Below are 20,138 nucleotides of genomic sequence, written 5' to 3'. Positions count from 1 at the left end.
TGATGAGCCATGCTATCATTTGGGTTTATGTCCCATTATCAAGGAAGATAAATGTACAACACCCATACGTCTGAGACCAATGAGCCGTTCGTTATCAGAGAAAACCATAAAGAGGCAAACGGCGTCGTCACGCTTACTCTCAATCGCCCCAAACAATTCAATGCGCTATCAAGCGATATGCTCACCGCCATGCAGACAGAGCTGGACAATATCGCCCAAGACAGCAATATCCGTGTGGTCGTCATCGCGGCAGCTGGCAAGGCATTTTGTGCAGGTCACAATCTAAAAGAGATGCGCGCCCACTCGGATGAAGCATTTCACAGCGCATTATTTAAACAATGCAGCCAGATGATGCTGACCATCAACCAGATGCCGCAAGTCGTGATTGCCAAGGTACAGGGCATCGCCACTGCCGCAGGCTGTCAGCTGGTCGCCGCTTGCGATCTCGCCGTGGCGGCTGATGAAGCCAAGTTTGCCACCTCTGGCATCAACGTCGGGTTGTTTTGCTCGACGCCGGCTGTCGCTGTCAGTCGCAACCTCTCTCGCAAGCAAGCGTTTGAGATGCTCATCACCGGTGAATTTATCGATGCCCGTACCGCCTTGCAGCAAGGGCTTATTAACCGTGTCGCGCCAGCGGATCAGTTGGCGGCCAGCCTACACTCTTTAATCGATAGCATCACTGCCAAATCCTCTGTCGCGCTCAAAACTGGCAAGGATATGTTTTATCAGCAGTTGGAGATGGACTTGGCAGACGCCTATGACTATGCAAGCAAAGTGATGAGCTGCAATATGATGGCAGATGACGTGCGCGAGGGCATTGATGCGTTTATCGAAAAGCGCGATGCTGTATGGACGGGACGATAAGACTCACGCGCCAGAACGCATGACTAAACATGTGATTAAAAATCCACCTTGCCGCGTAACGCTTTTATTTTGCCGCGCTGCGTCTTTTGATCGACCCGTTTACGCTTAGCACTTTTGCTGGGTTTGGTCGGTTTACGTGTCGGCAGCGTTTTCGTGGATTGCAAAATAAAGGCTTTGAGGCGCTCAAGCGCATCTATCTTATTGCGCTCCTGCGTACGGTACTGCTGCGCTTTTAATACAAAGATACCATCTTTGGTGACACGGCTGTCTTTACTGTTTAATAAACGCTGTTTGTGTTCCTCGCTTAAGCTTGAGGCATTGATATCAAAGCGTAGGTGAATGGCCGAGGCGACTTTATTGACGTTTTGTCCGCCTGCCCCTTGCGCACGAATGGCATGCATCTCCACGTCGCTATCGCTCAGACGCATGGTATGGCTGATAAAAATCATAAGACTCTTTTTTATTGTATATGGTTTTTATGATATGGGGCTTAATTTAGCATTTATAAACCGCAGTAGAGTAATGACAAAAAAGCTAACAGCAAGAAGCCAAAGGACAATACTAATAAAAAATACCAATGAAAAAGGACACGATATCGCTATCATGTCCTTTTTGTTTGGCTCTGACTGCATACTAGTAGCAGCGCTGCGCTCGTAGTAACGCTAAGTTACTCTGCGGCAGTGGCAATCATCTCGACGAGTAGCTCAGGACGCGCCAGTGCAGACTCGCCGCAAGCACGCGCTGGTGGCTGTATGCCTTCAAACCACTTATCCCAGACTTCATTCATCGCAGCAAAGTCTGCCATGTCTTTAATCCAAACGGTCACTGAGAGTAGCTTTGATTTATCGCTACCAACCTCTTCGAGCAATGCTTGGATTTTTTCTAGGCAAGTGAGGGTTTGGGCTTTGATGTCGTCTTCTGCGTTACCCACCTGACCGCACAGATAAACGGTCTGGTTGTGTACCACGATTTTACTCATACGCTGATTGCTGTGTAGCTTTTTCATCGTATTTTATCCTTAATATCTAATGAAAGTTAAGTTGCGTTTGTCCGGTAAGCAGCTCTAACGCCTAGCTAGAGAAACGCTGAGCGCTAAATGGGGTGATATCGACCAATAGCGGCTTATCATGAATCATCTCTTCTACGATGCGCCCTGTCATCGGCCCCAAAGTAAAGCCTTGATGGCTGTGACCAAAGGCAAACCAGAGCTTGTCATGCTTAGGTGCAGGACCAATGACCGGCTTCATATCTGGCATACAAGGGCGCGAGCCTGCCCACGCTTCGCTCTCGACAGCGTCATCTAGCGGTAGAATTTTGCGCGCGAATTTTAGGACGGTCTGTAATTGACCGAAGTTTTTTGGCGCGTTCATGGTTGTCATCTCAGCACCGGTGGTGATGCGAATACCTTGCTGCATCGGTCCCATGACAAAGCCTTTGTCCATATCAAACATACTGTGATGGATGGTGTTTTTATCCGTCACTTTAAAGTGCTGATGGTAGCCGCGCATCGGGAACAACGGCAGGTTATAACCCAATGGTTTGATCAAGTCGTTTGACCAAGGGCCGGCGGCGATGACCAGCTTATCACTATAGTAGGTCTCTTTATCCGTGATGATTTTCCAGCCTTCACCTTCTTTGACGATTTCTTTTACGTCACTTTCTTTGATCGTCCCTTGCATCTCTTCGAAGTTTTTGGCGTAAGCTTTGACCAAGGCGCTCGGATTTGAAACTTGCCACGAGTTGAGCCAATGAATCGCGCCCACAAACCCATCAAAATTGGCACTCGGCTCCATCGCTTTCAACTCTGCAAGACTCAGTACGTTGTGCTCAACGCCCTGCTCACGAGCTGCAATGGCTGATTCAATCGCCTCTTTAAAGGTGTCTTCAGAGCGATGCAGCTGCAACCATCCATCACGCGTGATCAGCTCATCGGCACCAGATGCCGAAATCATGGTTTGATGCTCACTGGTACAATGCGCAATCAGCGTCTGCCACTCAGCTTCGATTTTTTTAACCGTGGCTGGCGCCGAGTACTTCCAGTATTGCAGCAAGGCTTGATGATAACGCAAAAGAGCCGGTATCCGATAACGGATATCGGTACCTTGGTTGGGTAGTACGCGAATCATCTCTGTCAGCTGACGCGGGAAAGGATGAGTATGGATGGCTTCACGCTGGATCAAGCCAGCATTTCCATAAGAGGTCTCTGACCCTGGGAGTTTTTTATCTAGTAACAGTACTTGCGAATTATTTTTTTGTAGATGCCACGCAATTGAGGTGCCAACCATGCCAGCACCAATAACAATAACCTCATAGCGCATAGAATATCCTTTCCTAACAGGTAGTAGAGTCTTGCATATCAGGGGGTGATAATAACGCGAACCTGATAATTAATAAACCCGTATTTAACGGATTTTTTCGCCGAAAAATACTTTTGGTTATACGTTTTTAATAAAGGTATTTTCTTCAGGAATAACAAGTCATTTTATTAAAAATAAAGCCCGCAAGTGCCCCACTCGCCTGATATTGCGGCGCACCTACGCGAAAATCACACGTGGCGATAGCTCATAAGAGCGTCCATAACGCGGACATCGTCATATGTGTATTTTGATGTCAGTACTGAGACCAGTTTTGCGACAGATATTTGAGTCCAAATACACCGCAACAACCTCACCCTTATCCTCGGAAAATTTGCTACAATATGCCCAATTTTGGCTGGCGCTTTCATCGAGCATCGGCCGACCTTATTTTATAATACTATCGAGAGAGCATTATGGGTTTTAATTGCGGCATCGTCGGCCTACCAAACGTGGGCAAATCCACCTTATTTAATGCGTTGACCAAAGCGGGCATCGCTGCTGAAAACTTTCCGTTTTGTACCAAAGACCCCAATACTGGCATCGTCCCTGTGCCAGATCCTCGTCTCAAAAAACTGGCCGATATCGTCAATCCTGAGCGCGTGCTACCCACGACCATGGAGTTTGTCGATATCGCAGGTTTGGTCGCAGGAGCCTCAAAAGGCGAAGGCATGGGCAACCAGTTTTTGGCCAATATCCGTGAGACCGACGCGATTGCACATGTGGTACGCTGTTTTGACGATGACAACGTCGTCCACGTCGACGGCCGCGTCAGCCCTATTGATGACATCGAAACCATCAATACAGAGCTGGCGCTCGCAGACCTAGAAGCAGTCGAGCGCGCTATTCAAAACCAAAGCAAAAAAGCCAAAGGCGGTGACAAAGACGCACAGGCCATGCTTGAGGTGTTTAAGAAAATCGAACCTTTATTGGCTGAAGGCAAAGCAGCACGCGCAGCAGGTCTGGATAAAGATGAGCAAAAACTGATCCGCAGCTATGGTTTGATCACTTTGAAACCGACCATGTATATCGCCAACGTAAGCGAGGATGGTTTTGAAAACAACCCTTATCTTGATGCGGTGCGCAACTATGCCACAGGCGAAGACTCTATCGTTATCGCTTTGTGCAACCAAATCGAATCTGAAATCGCGCAGCTCGACGAAGACGACAAAAAAGACTTTTTAGAAGACATGGGCATGGAAGAAGCCGGTCTTGATCAAGTGATTCGTGCAGGTTACGACTTACTTGATATGCAGACCTACTTTACTGCTGGGGTCAAAGAAGTGCGCGCATGGACGGTCGCTGTCGGCGCTACTGCACCGCAAGCAGCTGGCGTTATTCATACCGATTTTGAGCGCGGCTTTATTCGTGCTGAGGTCATCGCTTATGACGACTTTATCAAGTATAACGGCGAAAAAGGCGCTGCAGCCGCTGGTAAATCTCGCCTAGAAGGCAAGACTTATATCGTCCAAGACGGCGATGTGATGCACTTTAGATTTAACGTGTAACTTTCAATAGTATATAGTTAGCTGAATGTAAAACTGTTATGGATTTAAACGCGCTACTGGTATAAATTTTACTTGCGTGCTGCGTTCCCAGAGGCTGCGCAACCTACGTTTAAAAATAGCATCCCAGTAGCGCTATGATATTTTTAAAGTGTATCGACTATAGCTTGTTTAAAATTAATTGGCCGATGTTGGATATTCTCCATCATCGGCTTTGTTTTATCGCTATATTGTTATATTATAACATATCTTTATTTCGCTTATTTGAGGCCTCATACTGTGAATAATTATTGTTCTAGACTTGTAGGTATTACTATATTAGGAAGTGTGATGGCAGGCTCTTTATTGGGCTGTCAGCCAAACAACGATACCGATACAGCGGTATCTAAAGAAGCACAAGTAGATAACCACGCCGATCATGAACAAGGTCATGAAATTCATGACAATAGAGAGCATGAAAAGCACGGCCACGAAGAGCATAGTGATATGGAACATGGTCATGAAGGGCCTAATAATCATGAAGATCACAGTCATGAAGGTCATAGTCATGAGGAACATGCGCACGCAGGTCACGATCATGCAGCTCATACCAGCAACAGCACTACTTTCTCTTGTGAGCCTACTGCTACTATTGGCGTTTCTTATCATAGCGACAGTACACCGCAGACAGCGCATTTGCTCATCGATGGTATCGAATACGACTTGGCCGCCAGCGCTGAGAGCAATGACCAACAAACCTATATGAGCGATATCGGTCTTGATGATCGCCACGGCATCATCTGGCAAGTCAGTGGTGATGAGGCGATACTACTTAGCAAAACCTTAGATGATGAGGTCGCCATCAGCGATGAGCAGATACTTTTTAACTGCCATACAGCCTAATGATCATCACGCTGAACGGTGGTACGAAAGCGGTACTAAGTAGCAGCTGTACCAAGGATGCTATTTTGCTATGCTAGAGGCTCCCTTGGTTTCGGATATTTTTATATGCTAGGCACCTCTATGTCTTTGTCGTCTGCCACCACCCAATGGTCTCATCTTCTAAACGCTCAGCGCCTCGGCGCTCATAAAAAACACAATGCCAATACCAGCACTCGCTCTCAGTTTCATAAAGACTATGACAGGCTGGTATTTTCGCACTCTTTTCGTCAGCTCAATCAAAAGACTCAAGTACATCCCTTGACCAATCAGCTGGGTATTCATACCCGGCTGACTCACTCTCTTGAAGTCTCTTGTATCGGGCGCTCTTTGGGTATGATGGCAGCAGAAAAGCTCCATGATAAGCTGTCCCACGGTCTGCCCGCTGGGGTCTCGCCTGCTGATGTCGGCGTCATCGTGCAAGCGGCATGTTTGGCCCACGATATCGGCAACCCGCCATTTGGGCACGCAGGTGAGTACGCCATTCGCGACTGGTTTGCTCATCCTGAGCGGCAGGCGGTTTTGCAGCATTTATCCTCCTCTGAGCAGCTGGATTTATTGGCCTACGAAGGTAACGCGCAAGGGTTTCGTTTGCTCGCACGTAACGAGCATCATCCTGATAAAGGCGGCATGCGTTTGACTTGCGCAACCTTGGGCGCTTTTATGAAATATCCTTGGCTGGCCACCCACAGCAATGACAGCTCACAACTTACCTATCCGCAGCGCCCTGCTGCCACCTTACAAGCCTGTCCATCGCAAGCCAAAAAAGCACAAAAATTTGGCTGCTTTTATAGTGAAGCGGCGCAGCTAGAAACCTTAGCATCGTGTTTAAACCTGCCGCGCTCCAAGCAGCATGAGGGTTTTGCCCGTCACCCACTGGCGTATCTATTAGAGGCAGCGGATGATATTTGTTATGCATTGATTGATTTAGAAGACGGCATCAATCTAAATATGCTGACCTATCAAGATGTGGCGGCGATATTTTATGAGCTGATTGGTGAGCGACCTTGTACCATCGAGTTACCTGCTCATATGTCTGTCAGGCAAAGTCTGGCATCACTGCGCGCGCGGGCGATGATGCGTTTGGTCAATACCGTGACGGATGCTTTTATTGCCAATGATGACGCATTACTGGCCGGAACCCTTAGCGGTAGCCTGTTTGCCCACTGTGATACCAGCGTACAAAACGGCATCCATCAAGCCAAACAGCTGGCGCGTGAGCAGATATTTAACCATCCAAGTAAAGTACGTATGGAGCTGATGGCCAATCAATGCCTGCATCGTCTTTTAGATGCCTTTATGCCGCTGGCGTGGACGGGGAGTACGATCATAAACGCCGCGCAGCCTATGTCTTTTGAGCAGGAGCGTTTGCTAAAGCTGCTACAGCCGCACTTAGATGAGCAGCGCCGTACGTTATCAGACAATGTCTATCATAATATTTTAAGCATTCTAGATTTTATTACGGGTATGAACGATCATGAAGCCTATCGACTGGCGCAAGAGTTGCAGGGGCATTGGGGGACGGTGGTATAAGACGCGTCTATTTAAAAAACCGCGATAAACAAAATGAGTGGGTGCGATATGGCGACTATTGAGTTAACAGTCGTTGCGTATTTTGGTCGTATTTGTGCGCTAAAATGCGTATGATAACCCTTTACTGGATAACTTTTGAAATACTATGAGTAGTCGCGAACAAAAAAAACTTCAAACTCGGCACGCTTTTTTTAATGCGGTGCTCGATTTATGTATGACTGGACAAGCCTTTAGCTCTATTAGCCTTCGGCAGGTCACCCGCGAGGTGGGCGTGGTACCGACGGCATTTTATCGGCATTTTGACGATATGGAATCGCTTGGTCGAGCCTTAGTGATTGAGGAGCTAGGCAGTACACTCGCTATACTGAGTGATAGCCTGCAGATTGGCCGTAAGCGCAGTTTTGATCGGCAAATCGCCAAAAGTATCCAGCTGTTTTTATATATGGTCAGCGATCAGCCGTACTATTGGCAGTTTTTGGTCAGTGAGCGCTATGGCGGCTCTGATGCGGTGCGCAAAGCCATCAGCGATCTGGTCAAAAACCACACGCAAAACTTAGCAGATGACTTAGCGTTGCAGCCAGCCTTTACTCACATCAATGCTTATGATCGACGGCTACTGGCTGAAGCTGGCATCAATATGTTTTTTTCTTGGATCATCGATTGGTTGGAGCTGACTTACACCGAAGATCATGATGACGAGATCGATCTAAACGAAGTCGAAAAAAACAAACAACTGATGCTCCATAACTGTACTCGGCAAGCACAGATGCTGTTTTATGGTGCGTACAACTGGAAATCAAGCGAAGAGACTCGTTTAAAAGATTAGCGGCTCTACAGCTTAAAAGCTGGGTCTAAAGGCCCACAAGCGCTGTGCCACCACCTGAATATGCTTAGCGATTTTATCGGTCTCACTCGCGACGCTCTCATTATTGCCTCCGCTACTGTTTGCGGCATTGGCAGGCGTTTTGCTGATCAGTATGGTGGCAAAGCGTTGTTTTGCGGCACCAGTATCAGCGGCCGTGATCAGCGCCAAAAATGCTTGGCTTTCAGTAGCAAGCAGCGGAGTCAACGCTTGGCGCTCGTCAGCGCTCACCGTACCGAGCGCTGGTAGTTGCCACAGCGCATCAATCGCCGCTAATGCTTGCTGGCCGCGCATATCGACTAGCGCCTGCATCTGCTGAAGATCAGCCGTCTCTGTCAGGGCAGCGAGCAAAACTGGACTGGCAGTATTGATATTGATAGGCAAATAATAAGGCACTGCAGTGATATAAGGACGTAGTGCTGCTAAATCCTCAGTGCTGACCTTTTCGATATCTTGTAGCTGCTCCACACTGACAAATGGCTGATTGGGCAGTGTGCTGGCCGCGCCCCTCGATTGCTGTTCATAGACCACACCTTCATCACCGCCATCTTGATAAACCGTGCTGTCACTATCTTGGTAGTCAAGCACAGCTATAGCAATCTCTGGTGCCAAATTTAACTGTACCAGCAACCTCTGAAATACCGCTAATGCGGTGCCATCCACTGCGCCGTCATGATATAAGTTATTGATATTAAATCGACTGGCTTCATCACGCACCTCGATACTAATACTGTGCCCATCCAAGGTATACGGCGGGATCGGCTGCGCCCAAATATCTTGCTCACTATCCGTCTCATTTAGCGTATCATCAGCGCGAATCAGCGTCACGGCCAGCTGTTGACCAGCATGGATGTCTTGTAAAAGCTGGTTTTGCTCAAACAATAACCCACTGCGTCTAATGGCAATCTTTTGACTGGCCAGCATGGCACCTGCTACGACGGTGATGCTGACCACCAGTAGCAATATCGTCAATAAGGCAACCCCGCGCTGTGAGTTCGCTGTCATCGACATAACTGCCCTCTAGTATCGAATAAAGGATGCATTTAGACACCGCCCCCTGCATCACTGTTTTGGGCACCGCCATTATCATCATTGTTACTGTTGTTGCTGTTGTTATTGCTGTTACCATCATTAACTGTATTTGCTGTTTTAAAGCTATCAACAGCTAGCGACTTAGGAGCGAGCGCCCATTGCCACGTGATTGGCATGTCTTGATAAGTAAAGCTCACCGCCACACCTTTTGGCAAAAGAGTGATTTTGGCCTGAGTATTGGCTGTATTGGCTGTATTGGCTACGCGGCTCGTTTGATTTGCCGATGTGCCCAAGCGCCCACCCTCTGTATTAGGGAACTGATCGCTTGGCTCTGGCATTAATGCCTGCCAGCGTCCTGCACTCACGCCTTTTAATAGCACACTATCTAAGCTTGTGCTTTCGCCATTCATACTATCGATACTATGATATTGACGGCGAATTAGTTGATCGTTAGCAAACACATAGGCGATCCGCTGCACACTAGCGCTACTCTGATAGCGTGGATCAGGATCGGCAAATCGTACAAAACTGACAGACTCGCCATCCACGCTCATAAACGGCTGAGGCGGCGGAAGTGTTGCTTGCGGATCTGTGCTGCTATTATTGGTTGAGTCGTCAGTCGTTGACGCTTCATTGGCCTGATAAGCAATGACTTGCCCCATATCTTGTTGCAACTGCAAATACGCGTATTGTAATACTGCCAAATCATCTGCATGACGCTGGGCGCGCTCACGCGACTTGCTGACACTGTCAAACACTTGCCACCCTGCGACTGCGAGCATGGCAAATATCGCCATTGCTAGCAGTAGCTCTAGTAAAGTAAAGCCCCGCTGCTGCCTCATGGCGCACCGCCAGATGCGGCCAAACCTGCTAAATCTAGGCTACCGATGTCTTGCTCACTATTGCTTAGCATCACACTGATATCGGTCACAGCCGTACGTGCTTGGCCATCTACTATCTGCGCAACTGAGATATTTACTTCTTTTAGCGCAGGCGTGATGGCCTCATTGACCGTCATTACCACCTGCCAATCTCGGCCTTGGGCATTGATCGTTTGGGTGCGATTGGCCGTCAGCCACGTCTCTTGAATACGTAAATCCGCCGCCGCGTTTTGTGCCACAAAATGCGCCAGTGTACGGGTACGCAGTATGTCAACTGAGCTTAAATAAGCACTACTGGCGCGGCTGGCTGCAACAGCAACCACGGCCAAAATTGCTAGCGCCACCATCACCTCTATCAACGTAAAGCCGCGCTGGCTCTGCTCTACATGTGATGAGGCAGCTTTATCATAAGCGTTGGTGTGTTGGCTCATCACTTATTGTCCTTGTCCAATCATCATACTACCGTCGGGCATAATCGTGATCACATCACCTACCAGCCGCGCCTCATGCAGCACCTCGATGGTCACCGGCGTGGCCTGCCCTGTACCAAACCAAACCACCTGCGGCACCACCTGACCGACAAACCAAGGCTGCAATGTCTGAGCTTGCTGAGCGCTTAATACCTCTACAGCCGCCAAGCTCTGCACCCTGATATGAACACCAGATGGCAGCTCGGGCAGCGTCACCTCCGTCTCAGGCTCCCAGCTTGGCGTTGGCAAGGCTTCATCAGAACCACCGCTCATGGTAGACAATTCTGCCGACAGCTCCATGGCATTTTTGGGCGTACTATCATTGCTATCTGCTGAGACGCTCGCTGACTGATACGCGGCATAGGGATTGGACAAGGTCACAATCACAGGCGTCACCTGACCGCGCTTATCGGCCTGCAGACTAAGACCCATCGGCTGCATACGCTCAGCGGACAATAACCGTACATAGCTGAGTGAGTCGGTCAGATGCTCATAAAACGCGCGGTTTTTACGTGCTTCACTACTGCCCACAGATAGGCTCATCATACCAGCGAATATCGACAAAATGACCACCACTACCACGATTTCGACCAGTGTAAAGCCTGTTTGAGATTTAGAAGACATGAAGTGCGAGTGTGCCGAAGCAGAAGTATGAACACAAGACGTACGGGCGTTTTTTATGAAAGGAGGTGTATGGGCATCAGCATCAGGCATAAGCGTCTTATCATACCGCCTATACTGACTAAATTCTGATTGAATCAACCTTAGAGAGCTGGTCGCTGAGCGAGTCTGAGTCTTGACAGTGACCGGCATATTGCACCTATAAGCTCATGATTGTATTAAGGTAAGTACAAAAATTCTCTGTGCTGCCTGCCAAGAGGCCACAGCACAGAGCGATGTGACTGCCTACATTGGGCACTGTTTTTATCTGTTAGGGTCTGTACTCTTAACTCACATACATTATCGTTTTTAACACGAGAAACGCGCTAATAATTGGTGTTACGGTGCTCTTCTGATTCTGTATCGATTTGCTCTACCAACTCTTGCATATCCTCATCCATCAAGTCATCGTCAGCAGCTGGGTAGTGACTTGGCAATTCCAGCATTTGCTGCACAAAAGCATAACGCAAGGTGTCGCGGCGACCCAAATAACGCTGATAAAAACTTGAGTTTAATAACCCCGCCCCGCCTTGACCCATCGCCCAAATCGATGACAAATAGTCACGAGTGCTCAAACTACTGTGCTCGTCTTTCAGATACGCGCTGATGATGTCGATCAAACGCTTCATACGCTGACGGCGAATGTCGTACAGCTCGCCAAACAAGCGGTTAAGACCTGTCACCGAGGCCGCCAGACGCTCTTCTATCTGGTTGAGCAGCATGGCTTTTTGGGGATTAAACAGTTGCTGCAAAATCATACGAGCCACCCCCGCTGATGGGCAGTCATCAATACGGTTGATCTCAAACAACTGCTCTTCATAACGAATAATAATACGCAGATACAGCTCATCTTTACTGGAGAAATGCTTATATAACGTGCCTTTGGCCAAATCCAGCTGATCTGCCAAACTGTCCAAAGTGATATCACCATCGCCGGACTCAAGTAACAGTTGCTCTGCCATCGCTAAGATATTCTCTTCTCGTGCTTTGAACTGATGCTGACGACTCATAATCTCTCCTAAAACTTGACAAGATTAAGCATATAACCATCGTTTATACGGATGTATCGGCAACAAGCGGATGCAACTATATGAAGACTGCTCGAGAACTGCCAAAGGGAATATGCTCGTGTTTGCTAAATAGTCATGGGTAACTGCCTGATTACGCTCGATATTAGAAATAAAAAAAGAGACAAAACCTTCACATTACCCGATAAATGACTGATTGGTCATAGCATAACCATTTTAGCAGTACTGTGCCAGCAAATTTTCAAAGTTTTTTGCTGTCAGTGCCCCAACCTCCTCACTGTCACACTCATACATCTGAGCCAGATAACGGGCGACATACGGCACATAGGCAGGCTCATTGGGTTTGCCGCGCTTGGGGACAGGAGCCAGATAAGGGCTGTCGGTTTCGATGAGGATTCTATCTTTGGGCATCTTGCGCGCCGCATCTTGAATCATCTGTGCGCTCTTAAAACTGACGATGCCTGAAAACGAAATATAAAACCCTAGATCCAGCGCTCGTTTGGCCGTCTCCCAATCTTCAGTAAAACAATGAATGATGCCATGCTCGGCGCCTTCTGCTTTTAGGATATCAAGGGTATCTTCTTTGGCATCGCGCATGTGCACCACCAAAGGTTTTTTGAGCTGCTGGCTGGCATAGATATGACGAGCAAGACTGGCTTGCTGCTCTTTTTTATTTTCTGTTGACCAGTAGTAATCCAGTCCCGTCTCCCCGATGGCCCAGACATGCTCAGCATCAGCGGTTTGTATCAGCCGCTCGGTTGTCGCGGATTGCAGCACTGTGATATCTTCACAAGGATGAATGCCGACACTCATGCCCAGCGCTAACACCTCATCGCTATGAGTGCTGACAATATGAGCGATGTCATCATATTCAGCAAAATCACACATAATCGCCATCGCGCGCGTGACATTGGCCGCTTTCATCGCGTCAATTGCGCCGGACAGTTGACCATCATATTTGGTTAAATCCAGGCGGTTTAGATGGCAATGCGTATCAGTAAACATAAACAATCTCGTTAATTAAATACATAAGTGGTAAATTTTAAAATAAGACATGACACTTGAGAAATGACAGTTAAAAAATGACCTTAACAGTATAAAATGCCTCGTCTTTGTGCTATTTATTGCTCTGACTTGCGCTGTTTTCAAGGCATAATCCATAAAGCCCCATAGAGCGCTGCGACCAGCGGCCTATCACGCCTAACATTCATCCACATAAGCCCTGCTATTATGACGCCAAAAAAGACAGTGACCCTGCCCCCTATCCTCAAAACTCTGCTACCCAAACAACTCTACAGACAGCGGTTTTTATTGACAGATAACGGACAGGACAATCATATCGATATCGCCTATGATGCGCGTATCATCGGCGGCTCAGCCATTACCATACGTAAAGGTCATGACAATCAAATCAGTATCGGCAAGCACGGGAAGTTTAACAAGCTCAATATCGATATCAATGGCAGTCATAATCATATTACCATCGGTAAGCACGTCAAATTTTCAGGCCATCTGCTGATTGTGGGCGATCATTTGCACATTGATATCGGCGATCGGACCACGGCGATTGACTGCTATGTGTTGGCACGTGACAAAAGCGTGCGCATTGGCAAAGCATGCATGATATCGCGCGGGATAGAAATCCGTGCAACCGATGTCCACAAAGTCTACGACACCGAGTCCAACGAGCGCCTAAACCAGGCCCGCGCTGATGTGGTATTGGAAGATCATATCTGGATCGCAGCCAACGTCACTATCTCCAAAAATGTCACCATCGCTAGCGGCTGTATCATTGCCGCAGGGTCTTTTGTCAACAAACCCATTACCACCCCAAACTGCATGGTCGCAGGCACGCCCGCGAAAATCATGCGCCAAAACGTACGCTGGGAGCGCTAAGACGGTATGCAAACATGAAGGACAGCGGTCTACTTGCCGCATACGCTTAATGCAGCGGTACCACGCGCATCACCTCTTCTATGGTCGTCACCCCTTCACTGATACGCTTGGCACCCGATAATCGCAGCGGCTGCACCCCTTCGCGGTAGGCTTGTTTTTTTAGTGCCTCTACATTGGCATCGGTTGCGACCAACTTTTTTAACTCATTGGATAGCGGCATGATTTCATACAGGCCCACACGGCCTTGATAACCCGTTTGGCGGCAATGCTCACAGCCTGTTGCGCGGTAGATTTGCGCAGGCAAGGGCGCGCGCCAAGGCTGCACCAACTCCTGCCATTGAATGGCAACCTCACTCTCGGGGCGCACCTCTAACGCTTGCTTGCAGTGTGGACATAAGGTACGCAATAAACGCTGTGCCATGACTCCGAGTATGGTCGCTGAGGTCAAAAACGGCTGCACCCCCAAATCATGCAGACGTGTCAGTGAGCTTGGTGCATCATTGGTATGCAGTGTTGAGAGTACCAAGTGACCAGTCAGCGACGCTTGTACCGCCATATTGGCCGTCTCAGTATCGCGAATCTCCCCAACCATGATGATATCTGGATCCTGACGCATCAATGAGCGGATACCATCAGCGAAATGCAAATCCACTCCCGCATTGACCTGCATCTGATTAAAGCTCGGCTCAATCATCTCGATAGGGTCTTCGATGGTACACACGTTGACCTGCTCGGTCGCCAACTGTTTGAGCGTGCTATATAGGGTGGTGGTCTTACCAGATCCTGTCGGGCCGGTGACCAAAATAATACCGTTTGGATGGGCGGTCAGCTCATGCCATGTCTCGAGCTGCTTACCCGACAAACCAAGCTGAGCAAACGAGCGTACCAGCACTTCAGGATCAAAGACGCGCATCACCAGCTTTTCGCCAAAGGCGGTCGGCATGGTAGAGAGTCGCAGCTCGGTTTCTAGCCCCTTTGGCGTACGAGTCTTTAGACGGCCATCTTGCGGCTTGCGCTTTTCGGCGACATTTAGCCGCCCCAAGATTTTGATACGCGCAGTCACTGCAACGATGATGGCCAGCGGCATCTCATATACTGTGTGCAGCACCCCATCGATACGAAAGCGCACCCTTCCCATCTCACGCCGCGGCTCTAAATGAATATCGCTGGCACGCTGCTCAAAGGCATACTGCAGCAGCCAGTCGACAACTTTGACAATATGTTGATCATTGGCATCGGGGTTGGTGTTGTCCCCAAGCTGCAATAACGCCTCAACATTGGTCACATCAGCGGCAGCACGCTTATGTAAAGAGTTGGCACCCGCAATCGCTTGTGTCACTTGATAAAACTCTTGACGATAACGCTTGAGCTGATCGGGACTGATATAGACGGTGCGATAGGTTTTGGATTTGATCAGCTTTTCGATATTGGCGTGCCAATCGGTAAAAAACGGCTGGTCTGTACCAATGACGACCTCATCTAATGTGACCTCAATCGGCAAAATATGCTGCGAGCGAGCATATTCAAACGACATCAGCTGCGTGACTGCTGGCACATCAACCTTTAGCGGATCAATACGCACCATCGCCATACCCGCTTTGGCCGCTAGCCATTGGTTGAGCCATGACAGCGTTAGTTTGGCTTCAGAGGTGCTGTCTAGCGCATGAGCATTGGGCAAACCAAACTCGCTAATGGTCAGTAGTGGATGCTGCTCCTTGGCTCGGCGGCTGGTGATGACCAAATTATAGCTGCGTTGATCAATGATTCTATCCGCCAGTAACTCATCTAGGCACCACCGTAAATCTATGACTATCGAATACTTCTGCTCAGACATATTTTTCTTCTTTTTTAGTCAGTACATGTGAGGCCATCGTCTAGATTGGCCAAGCTCAGCTGCAGCATTATATAAGCTCTTTAGCGTGATACTATGTTAGCGTTATACTATACAACGTTATGCTATGCTGGTAATCGCTGTGATCTGTAGCGCCCCTGATGCAAGCCGCCAAAACGCTACATCGACAGACTTGTAGCGCATCGTAAAGGTTTTGTGCACTTCCTTGCGGCGATAGGCAGGTCGCGGATCTTGAGCGATGAGTGCTTGAATGATGGCCATATCCGTATCGACAAGTTGCCAACGCGCCTGATCAATTAACACTTGCCTGCCAGCACCTGGCGCAGCTTCTCTAGTAAGCGCATCAGACATTAGCTGCAAAAACTGCTGATAAGCGGTGTCAGTGACTGTGACCTCTAGCAGCTCAGGTGCCGTAGGAGCAAAGCCACTACGAGCATCGAGCAGCGCATCGCTATACGCCACATAGGGCTTGATATCGATGATGGGCGTACCATCTATCATATCAGCGCCACTGATGATAAGAAACGCGCGACCTTGTACTACCTCGACGCGCTCAAGCTTGACCACAGACAGACCCAGCGCTGATGGGCGATACATACTACGGCTGGCAAACACGCCTATTTTTTGATTGCCGCCCAATCTTGGTGGCCGCACTTGCGGACGAAAATGCCCTTTTGCTGTCGTGTGCGCCGCTGTCGCATCCTCTTCGCCGGCAGGTACGGCTGCACTCACTCTGCCAGCTTTGGCCGTATCATTATGATGAAACTGCCAGCTCAGCCAGATATGACTAAACGCCTCTAAACCAACAAAAGCGGCGGGCGTATCATAAGGCGCAACCATCTCAACTACGCTCATCAGCGCCACCAAGTTTGGTTGTCTTGGCGCCCCAAACTTTTGCGAGAGCGGCGCCCGATGATAGCCAATAATAGGCGCCCGATGACAATCGGCGAGCACATCGTCACCTGATACAGGCATAAATTCTCCAAAAACACGCTTATTGCATGATACAAAATTATTTACTAACGATATTCTATTTTATCATGCCACATAGTCGCTGCCAGACGGATTTTTATTTTAAAGTTTGGTATTATGAGCGAGAGTTTGATGACCGCCCCTATTTTTATAAAAACAGTTTTATAGAAACGGCTTGATAAAAGCAATTTGATATGGGCAGATCAATAGAGGCGACTTGATAGGCTAGGCGCGCTGACGAAACCGCTTTTGATGAAAATAATGATACCTTGTCGTGTTTTGCCTTATCTTAGCGGACAGATTTGGCTGAATGAACTGATTTTTACGGCTTGACGCCACAGGCATTCGCTGTCATTTATAACATTATATAAAATGATAAAATATATAAGTTAAAGTATATAAAAGGCTAAGATAGCGCTTTATATCGCCTATAAAAACCAGTACCTTATTAGCGCCGAAACGGTCATTGAAAAATTTTATCTTAATACCTATTTAACCCATACGATACCGATAATCACTTATTAACGAGGACTTTATGTCAAAACTTCGCACCGAAACGGTTACAGAGGTTCATCATTGGAATGACTCTCTATTTAGCATCAAAACCACTCGTGACGATGGCTTACGCTTCCGTAATGGCGAGTTTGCGATGATTGGAATCGTGGTCGATGGCAGACCGCTGCTGCGCGCTTACTCTATTGCCAGTCCCAACTACGAAGAGCATTTAGAGTTCTTTTCGATCAAAGTACAAGACGGCCCACTGACTTCACGCTTGCAACACATCAAAGTTGGCGATGAGTTATTGGTCAGTAAAAAACCCACAGGCACGTTAGTGTTGGATGACCTGTTACCAGGTAAGCACCTTTACATGCTATCGACTGGTACTGGACTTGCGCCCTTCTTGGCATTGTCACGTGACCCTGAGGTTTATGAGCGCTTTGACAAGATAGTCCTCGTGCATGGCGTGCGTAACGTCGAAGATTTAGCGTACCGTGAGATGTTCGAAAATGAGCTGCCCAACGATGAAATCTTCGGCGACTGGTACAAAGAGAAGTTTGTTTATTACCCAACGACGACGCGCGAAGAGTTTAGAAATATGGGCCGTATCACTGACTTGATGGAATCAGGCAAACTGTTTGAAGATGTCGGACTGCCACAAATGAATAAGGACGATGACCGTGTAATGATTTGCGGTAGCATGCCGTTCAACGCTGATGTCTCGAAAATATTAGATGGTTTTGGTCTTACCGTGTCGCCACGTATGGGCGTGCAAGCCGATTACGTTATTGAGCGTGCCTTTGTAGGCTAGGTCTGCATTTTTTGCTATATCGTCAAATAACTGCAAATTATTTAAAATAATTCTTGACGACAAAAAATAGGCTGCTATAATACGCAGCCTATACGGCGAACACCGTAGCCCAATTCGATAACTGTTGTTTTTATAAACGTTATCTACTTACATGCCAGTGTGATGGAATTGGTAGACATGACGGATTCAAAATCCGTTGCCTTTAAAAGCGTGTCGGTTCGAGTCCGACCACTGGTACCAATACTTCAAGCTAAGTGCTTGATAGCTAAAAGATTAATCACTAATTAGCTTTTAGCGTGTACACCACAGTGTACACTTTGATAAGATTTCGCACTTAACTTGATAAATCAGCCTCCTTAACTGGGGGCTTTTTTATGTCTGTAGAAAGTAGCTTAGTCATGCCAGCCATCAATCACGATTTGATACGCCCAATAGTGGACTGACTGCCTATTACTGAGCCGCTACAAAATATCGCTTGCCATCGGCGTGCATGGGGTTGAATTGTGAATAGCCGCACGCGCGCGATATTGGCGCTTAAAACCGCCAACATTTTCAACACCATTTTATATATTTAGCAGCAGTTTGCCATCCTGTTCACATAAAAAACCTTCGTCAACCAAAGACGCTATATCCCTGTAAAAAGTCCTGTCCGTGCGGTTGCTATATAACGCCTTAATCTGCGCGTTACGCAACAATGCCGCTGGCGTATAAACCTTATCTAGCCCCATCATGACCATAATCATATTAAACTGTCTCTCAGAGATCGTTTTTTCAAATTTTGCATTGTTTAGACTGCCTTGATAAAGCAAAAAACCAATCAGCTGATTACATTGGTCATGTAGATCATTAATCGTCTGTAGCATGCCATTCATCACAAAATCAATAAATGAGCTATGCTGAAGAAACCGTACAAGTAAACTTGGTAAACTAAGCATATTAATCGGAGTTTATCATGGTCAAGAAAATAAGAACCTATAGCACAGAATTTAAAGCTGAAGCCGTTAAGAAGATATCAGACAATAATGGCAATATCTCAGCAACCGCAAAGCAGCTTGGCATTGCCATGCAAACGCTATCGAATTGGCATAACAAAGCCAACCAAGGCAAGCTCAAAGGCACAGAACAATACGACCCTGATCTTATGACAGCTCTTCAAGAAATAAAGCAGCTCAAACGACAGCTCAAAGTTGCCGAAGAGGAGCGAGAGATATTAAAAAAGGCGACGGCGTACTTCGCGAAAAACAGCTAGTCAGGTACGCCTTCATCAAAGATAACCAGCACTTCTTTACCATCACCACTATAGTCAGTTTAAAATAAAATTGTTATGCCTTGAACAAACATCATAAAACAATTTGGATAAGTCGTTTTCCATCCAGACTTGGCGTAGCAACTTCACCTGAGCCCATTTTTTCTCGATAGGATTCAGATCAGGGCTGTACGGCGGCAACCAAAGAATACGATGCCCGTGCCTGTTTAGTAGCTTTTGAATGCGTTTGCTCTTATGAAATTTGGCGTTATCCATCACAATCACGCATTTTGTTTTAAGACTTGGGATTAGTTTGTGTTTGCACCAGTGATAGAAGACGATGCTGTTGATGTTTGTCTCAAAGTAATCAAGCGCAAACAGCATCTTTTCATACAGAGCACCAATAACGTTGGTTCGCTTTTTACCTTGCCAGTTGTAGCTATCGATACAAGGCTTACCAATCGGTGCATAACCATGAGAGCGAGTGGTCTGACTCTCAAAGCCGCGCGCGTATATATAAACGATGGGATAGCCTTGCTGCCTAAAGCTATTAAGTTTGCTCTGATACTGTGCTCTTTTTATTGGGCAAGCTTTTGGATGCTCTAATGTCTTTTTTTTGACTGATACCAAGCCGCTTTAGGGCATGATGAATGCCTGTTTTACTACAGTTTAGACGACGGGCTCGCTCATACTGGTAATCATCAGGATGTTCTTTAACATAATTAAGTAGCACGTCATCTGGTATTTTATAGGGTT

The 20,138-nt window shown here is 47.5% G+C and carries 21 protein-coding genes, 1 tRNA gene and 1 pseudogene; 9 read left to right on the top strand and 14 right to left on the bottom strand.

All coding sequences use genetic code 11. The features are described from left to right. Positions 1 to 51 precede the first annotated feature (51 nt). Positions 52 to 864: an enoyl-CoA hydratase gene (locus JMX98_RS06890; RefSeq protein ID WP_201585509.1), complete on the top strand. Its 813-nt coding sequence runs from the start codon at positions 52 to 54 to the stop codon at positions 862 to 864. A 35-nt stretch (positions 865 to 899) separates the two neighbouring features. Here JMX98_RS06890 and arfB read toward each other — a convergent pair whose 3' ends face one another. The 3 genes from arfB to JMX98_RS06875 all read right to left on the bottom strand — a co-directional run bounded on the left by arfB (position 900) and on the right by JMX98_RS06875 (position 3,182). Beyond that, on the bottom strand, positions 900 to 1,313 hold the full coding sequence (arfB, locus tag JMX98_RS06885; RefSeq protein WP_075101581.1) for an alternative ribosome rescue aminoacyl-tRNA hydrolase ArfB: 414 nt from the start codon (positions 1,311 to 1,313) through the stop codon (positions 900 to 902). A gap of 218 nt (positions 1,314 to 1,531) precedes the next feature. Further along, complete coding sequence (locus JMX98_RS06880) at positions 1,532 to 1,870, bottom strand: RidA family protein (protein ID WP_075101582.1); 339 nt, start codon at positions 1,868 to 1,870, stop codon at positions 1,532 to 1,534. 64 nt (positions 1,871 to 1,934) lie between these two features. Next, on the bottom strand, positions 1,935 to 3,182 hold the full coding sequence (locus JMX98_RS06875; RefSeq protein ID WP_201585508.1) for an NAD(P)/FAD-dependent oxidoreductase: 1,248 nt from the start codon (positions 3,180 to 3,182) through the stop codon (positions 1,935 to 1,937). Between the two features lie 452 nt (positions 3,183 to 3,634). Between JMX98_RS06875 and ychF the strand changes: the two genes are divergently transcribed. The 4 genes from ychF to JMX98_RS06855 all read left to right on the top strand — a co-directional run bounded on the left by ychF (position 3,635) and on the right by JMX98_RS06855 (position 8,000). Continuing rightward, the gene (ychF, locus tag JMX98_RS06870; RefSeq protein ID WP_201585507.1) at positions 3,635 to 4,726 is read left to right on the top strand and encodes a redox-regulated ATPase YchF; all 1,092 of its coding nucleotides are present in this window, start codon (positions 3,635 to 3,637) and stop codon (positions 4,724 to 4,726) included. Between the two features lie 327 nt (positions 4,727 to 5,053). After that, the gene (locus tag JMX98_RS06865) at positions 5,054 to 5,605 is read left to right on the top strand and encodes a hypothetical protein (RefSeq protein ID WP_201585506.1); all 552 of its coding nucleotides are present in this window, start codon (positions 5,054 to 5,056) and stop codon (positions 5,603 to 5,605) included. Between the two features lie 120 nt (positions 5,606 to 5,725). Continuing rightward, on the top strand, positions 5,726 to 7,174 hold the full coding sequence (locus JMX98_RS06860) for a deoxyguanosinetriphosphate triphosphohydrolase (RefSeq protein ID WP_201585505.1): 1,449 nt from the start codon (positions 5,726 to 5,728) through the stop codon (positions 7,172 to 7,174). Between the two features lie 145 nt (positions 7,175 to 7,319). Beyond that, entirely contained in the window at positions 7,320 to 8,000 is a 681-nt protein-coding gene (locus JMX98_RS06855) for a TetR family transcriptional regulator (protein WP_198336324.1), read from the top strand. A 12-nt stretch (positions 8,001 to 8,012) separates the two neighbouring features. Here the strand turns inward: JMX98_RS06855 and gspK are convergent, their stop codons facing one another. The 6 genes from gspK to JMX98_RS06825 all read right to left on the bottom strand — a co-directional run bounded on the left by gspK (position 8,013) and on the right by JMX98_RS06825 (position 13,112). After that, entirely contained in the window at positions 8,013 to 9,041 is a 1,029-nt protein-coding gene (gene gspK / locus JMX98_RS06850) for a type II secretion system minor pseudopilin GspK (RefSeq protein WP_201585504.1), read from the bottom strand. A 38-nt stretch (positions 9,042 to 9,079) separates the two neighbouring features. Further along, on the bottom strand, positions 9,080 to 9,910 hold the full coding sequence (gspJ, locus tag JMX98_RS06845) for a type II secretion system minor pseudopilin GspJ (protein ID WP_201585503.1): 831 nt from the start codon (positions 9,908 to 9,910) through the stop codon (positions 9,080 to 9,082). Next, positions 9,907 to 10,380 (bottom strand): type II secretion system minor pseudopilin GspI, encoded by a 474-nt coding sequence (gspI, locus tag JMX98_RS06840; RefSeq protein WP_201585501.1) that lies wholly within the window; start codon positions 10,378 to 10,380, stop codon positions 9,907 to 9,909. Before gspI ends, gspJ begins: the two co-directional genes overlap by 4 nt. Before the next feature lie 3 nt (positions 10,381 to 10,383). Next, positions 10,384 to 11,043 carry a prepilin-type N-terminal cleavage/methylation domain-containing protein gene (locus JMX98_RS06835; protein WP_227680068.1) on the bottom strand — a complete coding sequence of 220 codons (660 nt, stop codon included), beginning with the start codon at positions 11,041 to 11,043 and terminating at the stop codon, positions 10,384 to 10,386. 362 nt (positions 11,044 to 11,405) lie between these two features. Then, positions 11,406 to 12,089, bottom strand: a complete 684-nt coding sequence (locus JMX98_RS06830; protein WP_201585498.1) for a TetR/AcrR family transcriptional regulator — start codon at positions 12,087 to 12,089, stop codon at positions 11,406 to 11,408. A 234-nt stretch (positions 12,090 to 12,323) separates the two neighbouring features. After that, positions 12,324 to 13,112 (bottom strand): TatD family hydrolase, encoded by a 789-nt coding sequence (locus tag JMX98_RS06825; protein WP_192994268.1) that lies wholly within the window; start codon positions 13,110 to 13,112, stop codon positions 12,324 to 12,326. Between the two features lie 225 nt (positions 13,113 to 13,337). On the opposite strand from JMX98_RS06825, the gene JMX98_RS06820 reads away from it, so the two are divergent. Beyond that, positions 13,338 to 14,003 (top strand): acyltransferase, encoded by a 666-nt coding sequence (locus tag JMX98_RS06820; protein ID WP_201585497.1) that lies wholly within the window; start codon positions 13,338 to 13,340, stop codon positions 14,001 to 14,003. Between the two features lie 46 nt (positions 14,004 to 14,049). Here the strand turns inward: JMX98_RS06820 and JMX98_RS06815 are convergent, their stop codons facing one another. Further along, complete coding sequence (locus tag JMX98_RS06815) at positions 14,050 to 15,837, bottom strand: GspE/PulE family protein (protein WP_201585496.1); 1,788 nt, start codon at positions 15,835 to 15,837, stop codon at positions 14,050 to 14,052. A 117-nt stretch (positions 15,838 to 15,954) separates the two neighbouring features. Then, positions 15,955 to 16,830, bottom strand: a complete 876-nt coding sequence (locus JMX98_RS06810) for an SAM-dependent methyltransferase (RefSeq protein WP_201585495.1) — start codon at positions 16,828 to 16,830, stop codon at positions 15,955 to 15,957. A gap of 532 nt (positions 16,831 to 17,362) precedes the next feature. Between JMX98_RS06810 and JMX98_RS06805 the strand changes: the two genes are divergently transcribed. After that, on the top strand, positions 17,363 to 18,136 hold the full coding sequence (locus JMX98_RS06805; protein WP_201585494.1) for a ferredoxin--NADP reductase: 774 nt from the start codon (positions 17,363 to 17,365) through the stop codon (positions 18,134 to 18,136). A 153-nt stretch (positions 18,137 to 18,289) separates the two neighbouring features. Next, positions 18,290 to 18,376 (top strand) — tRNA-Leu (locus JMX98_RS06800). 323 nt (positions 18,377 to 18,699) lie between these two features. On the opposite strand, the gene JMX98_RS06795 is transcribed toward JMX98_RS06800, so the two are convergent. After that, positions 18,700 to 19,071, bottom strand: a complete 372-nt coding sequence (locus JMX98_RS06795; protein WP_201585493.1) for a hypothetical protein — start codon at positions 19,069 to 19,071, stop codon at positions 18,700 to 18,702. A gap of 17 nt (positions 19,072 to 19,088) precedes the next feature. On the opposite strand from JMX98_RS06795, the pseudogene JMX98_RS06790 reads away from it, so the two are divergent. Next, a pseudogene (locus JMX98_RS06790) lies at positions 19,089 to 19,438 on the top strand (transposase); the annotation flags it as partial. A gap of 1 nt (position 19,439) precedes the next feature. Here JMX98_RS06790 and JMX98_RS06785 read toward each other — a convergent pair. Both JMX98_RS06785 and JMX98_RS14075 read right to left on the bottom strand, forming a co-directional pair. Continuing rightward, positions 19,440 to 20,012, bottom strand: coding sequence for an IS630 family transposase (locus JMX98_RS06785; RefSeq protein ID WP_227680067.1), 573 nt, complete (start codon positions 20,010 to 20,012; stop codon positions 19,440 to 19,442). Continuing rightward, on the bottom strand, positions 19,933 to 20,138 hold a 206-nt coding region (locus JMX98_RS14075), incomplete at its 5' end, for an IS630 transposase-related protein (RefSeq protein WP_227680066.1). The genes JMX98_RS06785 and JMX98_RS14075, both read right to left, overlap by 80 nt.

This window comes from Psychrobacter sp. HII-4, from assembly GCF_904846595.1.
Lineage (GTDB): Bacteria > Pseudomonadota > Gammaproteobacteria > Pseudomonadales > Moraxellaceae > Psychrobacter > Psychrobacter celer.
Note: the sequence above shows the minus strand (reverse complement) of the source record. Positions and strands in the feature narration are given on the sequence as shown.